Here is an 8,493-nt window from a genome sequence, read left to right on the forward strand (position 1 = left end):
CGGAAGTCAGGGAGTGTTCGGCACCAGAAAGCCCCAGCTGGCGGTGTAGCCATGCAGGTGGGTTGCACCGGCGACGGGGCCAATCTCGCCGTTGCAGAAGGCACCGCTGATGGGAACAGCAGGGAATTGTTGACGGCATCCGTCCACATCGCCATTGGGGGAGCCGTAGAGCCCCTCCCCGCGGCCTAGGCAGGCAAAGAGCAGTGCGGCCATTGGCTCGGCGTTACGGCTTCGCTGTTGCCCCAGGAGTTGCTGTTGTTCCTGTCTGGAGGTCTCGGCGTCCCGCAATTGAAACTGCACCTGCTGCCCCACCCGCAGCCGCTCGGCCACCGCCACGGAACCGGTGCGTGGGTCGACGCCGATCAGGTTGCGGACCAGGACCGCTGGCCCTGATGCCGGGGCGCCATCGCTGGGCAGCTGGAAGTTGGTTTTGGCCACCCCTAAAAACAGCGAGTGCCGCACGAGCTCCTTCTCCTCTGGAGAGAGGCCCTTGAGGATTGTTTGCAGGCAGGCCACGGGCGTGTCGGCTTCCCCGTCATGGCTGAGACGCAGCAGCACGTTGCGTTCGGCCTGCTCAATTTCAAAGACTGGGCCGATCGGCTTGCAGCCCTGAGCGACAACCGGATCAAGGCGCCAGTCCCCTTTGATCAAACAGCCAATGGCACCATCGACGACGTCATCGCCGATCAAGAGTGAGCCGTGCTGGGCGCTGTGTTGTCCGGCAATGCCTCCGATCTTTTGGGCCTCGGGGTAGGCGAAGTCCAAACCGCTGATGACGTCGTTGATCGCCGTACAGGTGGGATCCAGGAGCAGAAGCATGGAATGCCCGCCGTTGGGGTCGACCCCGGCCCAGTCGATCCAGCTCTGCCGGGATCCGTCGAGATCCGGCAAGGAATCGCTGTTGAGGCTGAAGAGCTCGATCTGCGTCTGGGGCAGGGTGAGCAGGGTCACGCTGATGGCGGGCTGGTGTTCCAGCTCCTGGGCCAATCCCTCGGTGTTGGTGCCGACCACGCCACCGCCGCAGCACCCCAGCCAGTGCTGGGCTCCGATGGCCTGCTTCAGCAGGGGCATGAACCGCTGCAGATCGCTGGCATAGGCGCTGGCGCAGAAGACCAGACCAAGGTCCGCCGGACCCCTTTGACCGGCCTGTCTGAGCTGTTGTGCCAGATCGGCGATGGCGGCTTCGAGGGCGGGTTCGCAGCTCAGTGCCGTGGTGCACTGCGCCTGCTGCGGCGCTTGTCGCCAGGGCAACAACGAAGAGAGGCGAGCGGTCCAAGCCATCGGCGGACCTTACAGCCACTGGATAATGACCACTGACTGCCTGTTGCTGAGTGCCAGATCTGCTGCTCTATCGCACCCTCGTCTGGCTGGATTACCGCTTGGCTGCGGTTTTTGCCCTGGGGTTGCCCCTGGTGCTGCTGATTTGGTCGGCATTGAAGCGGGAGCAGGCGCTCACCCGCTTGATGGGGATCTATTGGAAGGTCGCCAGCCTGCTGCTGATCACGGTGCTGCTGCTGACGGACAACCGTCCCCTGGGTTATCTGCTGGCGGTCCTCTCCCAGCTGCTGGTGGTGATCAGCGTCTGGTTCTGGGTGGATCTCAACGAGGAGTTGGCGGACTTGCCCCCCTGGCGCCCTTTGCCCTTTGTGGTGCGCGCCTGGCGTTGGGGGCTCACGGTGTTCGGCCTGCTTGGTGCGGCCTTGAGTGCCGTGGCCCTCAACTGCGTTGGTGGCGGATTGACCCGTCCGATCTGCAGGGTTTGGCTCGAGGCCCCCGATGATCTCCATGGCGGAGTCGCCGGTTTCTTTGATTTCGTCTTTGGTGGCAGCTGGACCGCGGCCATCGCTGCCTTTGTCGGCTACGTCTCCCTCGTGGCCTATGGCGTTGGCCTTCTGCAATGGCTGATCGTGCGCCTGCCCAAGCAGGGCCGGGTCGCAGGCGGCTTCTAGGGCGTGCCGATGGGGATCAGCGTGGCTGAACTGCTGCTGCAGTTGGAGGAGATCAGCCGAAGCCGGGCTGATCGGGTCTTGCGTTTGCGGGGGGCTTTGCCGGTGGGTGAGGGATGTGAGCCGTTTGAGCTGCTGATCTTCCGTGGCTTCTCCAGCAGCGTCTCCCACCCCACGGATTTCGATCCTGATCAGCCCCTGCTGCCTGAGGCAGCCCGGATCGAGCAGGCCGAGCTGCTGCAGGGCCCGCTCAACCCACAGGCCGAGCAGTGCCTCTCACGCGCCTCCGGGGCCGAGACTTACCTCGACCCATCCGCCTGGCTTTAAGAGAGAACCTCGACGCAGCGGCCGCAGAGGGTCGGGTGCGCAGCGTGCTCGCCAATGTCGCTCTCGTAGTGCCAGCAGCGCTCGCACTTCTGACCGGCCGCTTTGCGGATCTGGACGGTGATGCCGTTCTCACTGGCTTCGGCCAGCACGGCTTCGGGGTTTGAGCCGCCGATTTCCAAGGCCGAGACCAGGAGCCAATCCGCCAGGTTGTCGACCTTGGGGTGGGCGCTGTTCTCCAGCCAGGTGAGGGCTGCCTGGGTTGTCTCGCTCCCTTCGCCGAGGCTCAGCTGAACCTGCGCTTCCAAGGAGGCCCCCAGCTTGGCGGCGCTGCGGCAGCTTTCCAGTTGCCGATTGACCAGCGCGCGCAGCTCCAGGATCTGGGCCATCGGTTGCTCAAGGGCACTGTTGCGCCATTGCTCGGGTGCCGTGGGCCAGCCCCGCTCAAACACTGAGGTCTCGGCAACGGAGTAGGGCAAGTTCTGCCAGATGTCCTCCGCCATGTGGCACAGCACTGGGGCGATCAAGCCGGCGAGCCGCTCCACCACCAGCGCCAGAACCGTTTGGCAGCTGCGGCGGCGGAAGTCGTTGGCGCCGCTGACGTAGAGGCGATCCTTGGCGATGTCCAGGTAGACGTTCGAGAGATCGACGACGCAGAAGTTCTGTAGGGCCTGGAAGAAGCGGTAGAACTCGTAGCGCTCGAAGTCGCCGCTGACGCTGTCAATCAAGGACGCGGTGCGCTGCAGCATCCACTGATCCAACAGCGGTAGCTCTTCGTAGGGAACGGCGTCTTTGCTGGGGTCAAAGTCGTGGAGGTTGCCCAGCAGGTAGCGCGCCGTGTTGCGCACCTTGCGGTAGACGTCCGCCAGCTGTTTGACGATGCCGGGGCCCAGGGGGACGTCGGCGGAGTAGTCGACGGAACTCACCCAGAGCCGAAGGACATCGGCGCCGTAGGGCGGTTCCTGCTTCTGGTTCTTGCCGCCCGAGACCAGCACCGCCGGATCGACGACGTTCCCCAGGGATTTGCTCATCTTGCGGCCCTTCTCATCGAGGGTGAAGCCGTGGGTGAGCACCCGCTTGTAGGGGGCGTGTCCGTTGACTGCAACGGAGGTGAGCAGGCTGCTTTGGAACCAGCCGCGGTGTTGATCGCTGCCCTCGAGGTAGAGATCAGCCGGGTAGTGCAGTTGGGGTGCGCGGCTGCTGGCGCCCTCGATGCCGCCGAGCACGCCGGCCCAGGAGGAGCCGGAGTCAAACCAGACATCCATCGTGTCGGTGCCCTTGCGCCATTGGCTGGCTTCAGCGGCGTAGGTCTCAGGTAGAAGCCCGGCTTCGTCGCGCTCCCACCAGACATCGGCGCCGTGCTCGGCAATCAGCCCTTGGATGTGGCTGAGGGTGGCTTCGTTGAGCAGCACCTCACCGGTTTCACGGTGATAGAAGACGGGAATCGGCACACCCCAGGTGCGCTGACGGCTGATGCACCAGTCCCCCCGCTCGCTCACCATCGCTTCGATGCGGTTGCGGCCGCTGGCCGGCAGCCACTCCACCTGGGCAATGGCATCGAGGGCGGCCTGGCGGAAGCCCTCCACCGAGGCGAACCACTGCTCGGTGGCGCGGAAAATCGTCGGCTTTTTCGTGCGCCAGTCGTAGGGGTAGCGGTGCTCGTAGCGCTCCTGCTTCAGCAGCAGGCCCGTCTCTTCCAGGGCGCTGATGATCGTTGGGTTGGCGTCCTTGAGGACATTGGTTCCGGCGAAGGGGCCGGCTTCTGCCGTCAGGTTTCCGGCCTCATCCACCGGGCAGAGCACCGGGAGTTTGTACTTGCGGCCGGTATTGAAGTCGTCGACGCCATGGCCCGGGGCGGTGTGGACCAGGCCGGTGCCTGCTTCGGTGGTGATGTAGTCCCCGCCGATCACGACCGGACTGGTGCGCTCCAGCAGGGGATGGCGGTATTGCAGGCCTTCAAGAGCACTCCCTTTGACGCTGACCAGGGGTTTGAGGCTCAGCCCCAGGCTGGTTTCCAGGCTTTCCCGCAGTTCGGCGGCCACCACCAGGTGGCTGGCGGCTGGTGCGGGGTTGTCGCCCTGGGCCTCAATGGCACAGATGGCGTAGTCGAGCCGTTCATTGACGGAGACCGCCAGGTTGGCCGGCAGCGTCCAGGGGGTCGTGGTCCAGATGGCGACAGCTAGGCCGCCTTTGGCCGTGGCTTGTGCGGGGCTCAGGCCCGCCTGCTCGAGGGTGCCGGCCAGCTCGCTGGGGAGTTCCACAGCAGGGAAGGCGGCAAACACGCTGGGGGAGCTGTGGCCGTCGGGGTACTCGAGCTCGGCTTCAGCGAGGGCCGTACGGGAGCTGGGGCTCCAGTGGACCGGCTTGAGGCCCCGGTAGATGTGACCGGCCAGCACCATGGCTCCGAACACCCCGATCTGGGCGGCCTCGTAGTCCTTCTGCAGGGTCAGGTAGGGCTGATTCCAGTCGGCCCAGATGCCCCAGCGGCGGAAACCAGCCTTCTGGCCTTCCACCTGCTCGAGGGCGTAGGCATGGGCCTTCTTGCGCAGGCTGACGGGGGTGAGCTCAGCCCGCTCGCTGCTCTTGAGCCCCTGCAGCACCTTCAGCTCAATCGGTAGGCCGTGGCAGTCCCAACCGGGGACGAAGCGAGCCCGCTTGCCCTGCAGCAGGGCGGTCTTATTAATGATGTCCTTGAGGATCTTGTTCAGCGCGTGCCCGACGTGCAGGGCGCCGTTGGCGTAGGGCGGCCCGTCGTGGAGGGTGAAGCAGGGACCTGTGTTCTCTTCGCTCAGGCGCTCATAGAGCCGCTGCTCAGCCCAGAACGCCTGGATCTCGGGCTCGCGCACCTGTGAATTGGCCCTCATGTTGAAGGGCGTTTTCAGCAGGTTCAGGGTGTCCTTGTAGGAAATCTGCCCGGCGTTGGCGGAGGACTCGGAAGCAGTGCTGGCGGTCACAGCGCTTGGGGCAGCAAGGGTCGATTATCCCGCTTGGGGGCTGGAGGCCTCGATCAGCTCCTCCACCTCATCAAAGGAAGCCACCACAGTGGGTTCGATGGTGGGCTCAACAGCGGAAGGGGGTTCAGCGGCGTTCTCGGTTTCAGCGCGAACCCAGCGCTTGCTGCTCTTGCCCGGTTTGGGCCCGCCTTTGAAAGCGTTCAGGAGCGATCCACCCGTTTCGTTCAGGACCGAAGCGGCCTGGGTGCTGCTGCTGAAGAGTTCGCTCAGGCTGGTTTGCCAGCGCTCGATGGACGCGATGCGCTGCTGTTCCTCGAGGCTGAGCATGCGCCAACGGCTTTGCAGGACCTCGCTGCCGAGGCGGGCAATGAGTAGGCCTCCGCAGAGGACGGCCAGCATCGGGGAGCCCGTCAGCCGGTCCGCGCTGGTGACCAGGGTCAGCCCCAGCAGCAGAACCACAGCCCCCCAGGCGGCATCGCGGGGGCGACTGAGCTCAGTGGCGAGCAGCGGCAGCAGCATCACCGTCAGGCCCACCAGCAGGGCAAGGGTTCCGCCAAGGGTGGCCAGCATCGGAATTGAGGCGTTGACCCCATTCTGGGCCGCTCTCTACAGTCGTCGCCTGCCCACCTGGCGGAATTGGTAGACGCGCTGGTTTTAGGTACCAGTGGCTTCGGTCGTGGGGGTTCAAGTCCCCCGGTGGGCATCCGTTCGAGAGGTCGGTTTTTCTAAGCTGGCCCTTATTCAGTAGGAATGACGCAAACCTTGGCCCCATCTGAGTTGCAAGAGCTTGGACGCCAAGAGGTGCGTGCTTCCGTCAGCGCAGTGCCTCGGGAATACCTCGATCCCCCGGCGCCCTGGAACCCAACGGTGGGTCTGTTCCTCGGGGGATATGCCCTTGCGGCGTTGAGCATCGCGGGCTGGTTCCTCTGGGGTTGGCCCCTGCCTGTGCTTCTGGCCACGGGTTTTCTCGCCCTGCATCTCGAAGGGACGGTCATTCACGACGCTTGCCACAACGCGGCGCACCCCAGTCGCTTCTGGAATGCCTTCATGGGGCATGGGGCGGCGTTGCTGTTGGGCTTCAGCTTTCCGGTCTTCACCCGGGTGCATTTGCAGCACCACGCCCATGTGAATGATCCGAAGAATGATCCGGATCACATCGTCAGCACCTTCGGTCCGCTTTGGCTGATTGCGCCCCGTTTTTTCTATCACGAGTACTTCTTCTTCCAGCGCAAGCTTTGGCGCGGACATGAGCTTCTTGAGTGGGGGATTGCCCGGGGAATCTTCTTCGCGATTGTGCTAGCTGGGATCAAATATGGCTTCATTGATTTCATCTTCAATGTCTGGTTCGCGCCAGCCCTGATGGTCGGGGTGACCCTGGGCTTGTTCTTTGATTACCTGCCTCACCGCCCCTTCTCGTCCCGCAACCGTTGGCACAACGCCAGGGTCTATCCGGGGCGTTTAATGAATTGGCTGATCATGGGTCAGAACTATCACTTGGTTCATCACCTATGGCCTTCAATTCCCTGGTTTGAGTATCGGCCGGCTTATCACGCCACCAAGCCAATCCTGGATGCCAAGGGCTCGCCTCAGCGCCTCGGTTTGTTTGAAACCAAGAGCGATTTAACGAACTTCCTCTACGACATCGTTCTGGGCGTGCGCAGTCACCGCCGCCGCCGCAGCAAACTTCGTCCGATTGCAGGACTGTTGCCGTCCTTCAGGGCAAGGCGCCACGTGGTGGCTCTGCTCCACCGCACGGCTGTCTCGCCCAGGCGCTGAGATTCACTCAGCCAGGATTTTGGGAACCCTGAAGAAGTCGCCTTCGCGCAGAGGGGCTTCGTTGAGCAGTTGCTCCCGCACGTCGGTCGCAACAACGGTGTCTTCGCGCGTCACGTTGACCACTTCGACAGCCCGGGTGGTGGCGGGAACGCCATCGGTATCGACGGCCTGCAGGTGGTCGACGTAATCGAGAATCCGCTCGAGCTGACCGGTGTAGGTCGCGATTTTGTCTTCGGGCAGATCGAGGCGAGCCAGCTTGGCCACCTTGCGGACGTCGTCGGCGCTGATGTTGCTCATGGGGTGAACCTAGCTGGCCGACTCGCTTAAAAAGCGCTCCAGATCAGCCACCAGCCCCGTCGCGGCCACGTCCAAAAAGCGGCGGCCATCCTCGGCAGTGGCCAAGGAGGGATGGGAGCCCATGCGGCCATCGGGGTGGCGGCGGCGGAAGTCCTCGGGGCTGTGAATTGGTCCGGCGGGTGCTGGGTCGGGCAACGGTTGTTGCTTGCTCTCCAGGCTGGGCTCGAGCGCCAGGGTGATGGCGATTTCACTGGGGGTGGCGTGGTGTCCTTCCTTGTCCCCGTAGAGCTCTCGGGCCAGGCCCATGGCCTCTGAGGTCATGAACCAGTTGGCCAGCTTGCAGCGCAGTTGAGCGGCATTGGGCAGTCCGCGGGCGGCAGCGGTGCCGTAGGCCTGGGCAAAGGCTGCCTTGCAGGTGGCGATGTTTCCGCCATGGCCATTGATCACGTAGATCCGCTCAAACCCGTGGCGGGCCAAGGAGAGGATCAGGTCATGCAGCACCGCCAGCAGGGTGGAGGGCTGCAGGCTCATGGTCCCGGCAAAGCCCAGATGGTGCTCCGCCATGCCGAAGGCCTGGGCCGGGGTGACCAGGACTCCTAGGCGCCGTCCGACCTCCAGGGCCACGGCTTCGGCGGTGAGGGCGTCGGTGCCGATGGCTCCGGTGGGTCCGTGCTGCTCGGTGGACCCCAGGGGAATGATCACCCCTTTGTTCTGGGTCAGATAGGCCTCCACTTCAGGCCAGCTCCGCAGCTGCAGTCGGATGTCTTCGGTGCAGTGAGCAGTCACGGGGGTGAGGCGTGAGATCGCTTCAGTATCCCTAGATCTCGGCCGCGTCAGTGCGCGGTGCCGTTGCCGTCGTACTTGTCCGTGTCGTAGTAGCCGCCTTTGGTTCCGAAGAACAAGGTGGCCAAGACAAACAGCCCGCTGCCGCCAATCAAGACCGTTGCGAGGGTGAATCCTTCGGTGTGCATCGCCGGGGCTGAGCCGATGGGCTGATTCTGGCGTCCGCGGCTTTCGCGCGCAGCGCAGGGTCGGTTAACTGTGACCTGCCTGCTTGGTGGTGGCGATGCCGAAGCAACCTCCAGCGCTCCCCCAAGCCTTCTTCGCCCGCCCCGCCGAGCTGGTCGCCCCCGACTTGATTGGTTGCCTGCTGGTGAAACGCCAAGAGGACGGCAGCTTGCTTTGGGGCGTGGTGG

Annotated in this window: 9 protein-coding genes, 1 tRNA gene and 1 pseudogene; 5 read left to right on the forward strand and 6 right to left on the reverse strand. The window is 64.1% G+C overall.

The genetic code is table 11. The annotated features are described in order from the left end of the window. Positions 1-6: 6 nt before the first annotated feature. Positions 7-1,281 (reverse strand): FIST N-terminal domain-containing protein, encoded by a 1,275-nt coding sequence (locus QZ186_RS08525; protein WP_296416453.1) that lies wholly within the window; start codon positions 1,279-1,281, stop codon positions 7-9. Between the two features lie 50 nt (positions 1,282-1,331). On the opposite strand from QZ186_RS08525, the gene QZ186_RS08530 reads away from it, so the two are divergent. Both QZ186_RS08530 and QZ186_RS08535 read left to right on the forward strand, forming a co-directional pair. Then, positions 1,332-1,949 carry a DUF3177 family protein gene (locus QZ186_RS08530; RefSeq protein WP_010314528.1) on the forward strand — a complete coding sequence of 206 codons (618 nt, stop codon included), beginning with the start codon at positions 1,332-1,334 and terminating at the stop codon, positions 1,947-1,949. Positions 1,950-1,958: 9 nt separating this feature from the next. Then, positions 1,959-2,273, forward strand: a complete 315-nt coding sequence (locus QZ186_RS08535) for a hypothetical protein (protein ID WP_296416455.1) — start codon at positions 1,959-1,961, stop codon at positions 2,271-2,273. Here QZ186_RS08535 and ileS read toward each other — a convergent pair. After that, entirely contained in the window at positions 2,270-5,134 is a 2,865-nt protein-coding gene (ileS, locus tag QZ186_RS08540; protein WP_296416460.1) for an isoleucine--tRNA ligase, read from the reverse strand. The genes QZ186_RS08535 and ileS overlap by 4 nt on opposite strands. 114 nt (positions 5,135-5,248) lie before the next feature. Continuing rightward, positions 5,249-5,794: a Ycf66 family protein gene (locus tag QZ186_RS08545; RefSeq protein ID WP_296416456.1), complete on the reverse strand. Its 546-nt coding sequence runs from the start codon at positions 5,792-5,794 to the stop codon at positions 5,249-5,251. 51 nt (positions 5,795-5,845) lie between these two features. On the opposite strand from QZ186_RS08545, the gene QZ186_RS08550 reads away from it, so the two are divergent. Further along, positions 5,846-5,927: transfer RNA gene (locus QZ186_RS08550), tRNA-Leu, on the forward strand. Between the two features lie 47 nt (positions 5,928-5,974). Beyond that, entirely contained in the window at positions 5,975-7,000 is a 1,026-nt protein-coding gene (gene crtR, locus QZ186_RS08555; protein WP_296416457.1) for a beta-carotene hydroxylase, read from the forward strand. Positions 7,001-7,003: 3 nt separating this feature from the next. Here the strand turns inward: crtR and gatC are convergent, their stop codons facing one another. Genes gatC through QZ186_RS08570 form a run of 3 tightly spaced genes read right to left on the reverse strand, consistent with a single transcriptional unit; the run spans position 7,004 to position 8,268 of the window. Then, positions 7,004-7,297, reverse strand: coding sequence for an Asp-tRNA(Asn)/Glu-tRNA(Gln) amidotransferase subunit GatC (gene gatC, locus QZ186_RS08560; protein ID WP_010314539.1), 294 nt, complete (start codon positions 7,295-7,297; stop codon positions 7,004-7,006). Positions 7,298-7,306: 9 nt separating this feature from the next. Then, positions 7,307-8,083 carry a creatininase family protein gene (locus tag QZ186_RS08565; protein ID WP_296416458.1) on the reverse strand — a complete coding sequence of 259 codons (777 nt, stop codon included), beginning with the start codon at positions 8,081-8,083 and terminating at the stop codon, positions 7,307-7,309. A gap of 47 nt (positions 8,084-8,130) precedes the next feature. Further along, positions 8,131-8,268 (reverse strand): hypothetical protein, encoded by a 138-nt coding sequence (locus QZ186_RS08570; protein ID WP_247476292.1) that lies wholly within the window; start codon positions 8,266-8,268, stop codon positions 8,131-8,133. A 95-nt stretch (positions 8,269-8,363) separates the two neighbouring features. Here QZ186_RS08570 and QZ186_RS08575 point away from each other — a divergent pair. After that, positions 8,364-8,493 (forward strand): annotated as a pseudogene (locus QZ186_RS08575) (3-methyladenine DNA glycosylase); the annotation flags it as partial.

It is taken from the genome of Vulcanococcus sp. DEBay_Sum29NL08_54, from assembly GCF_017859255.1.
GTDB lineage: Bacteria > Cyanobacteriota > Cyanobacteriia > PCC-6307 > Cyanobiaceae > Vulcanococcus.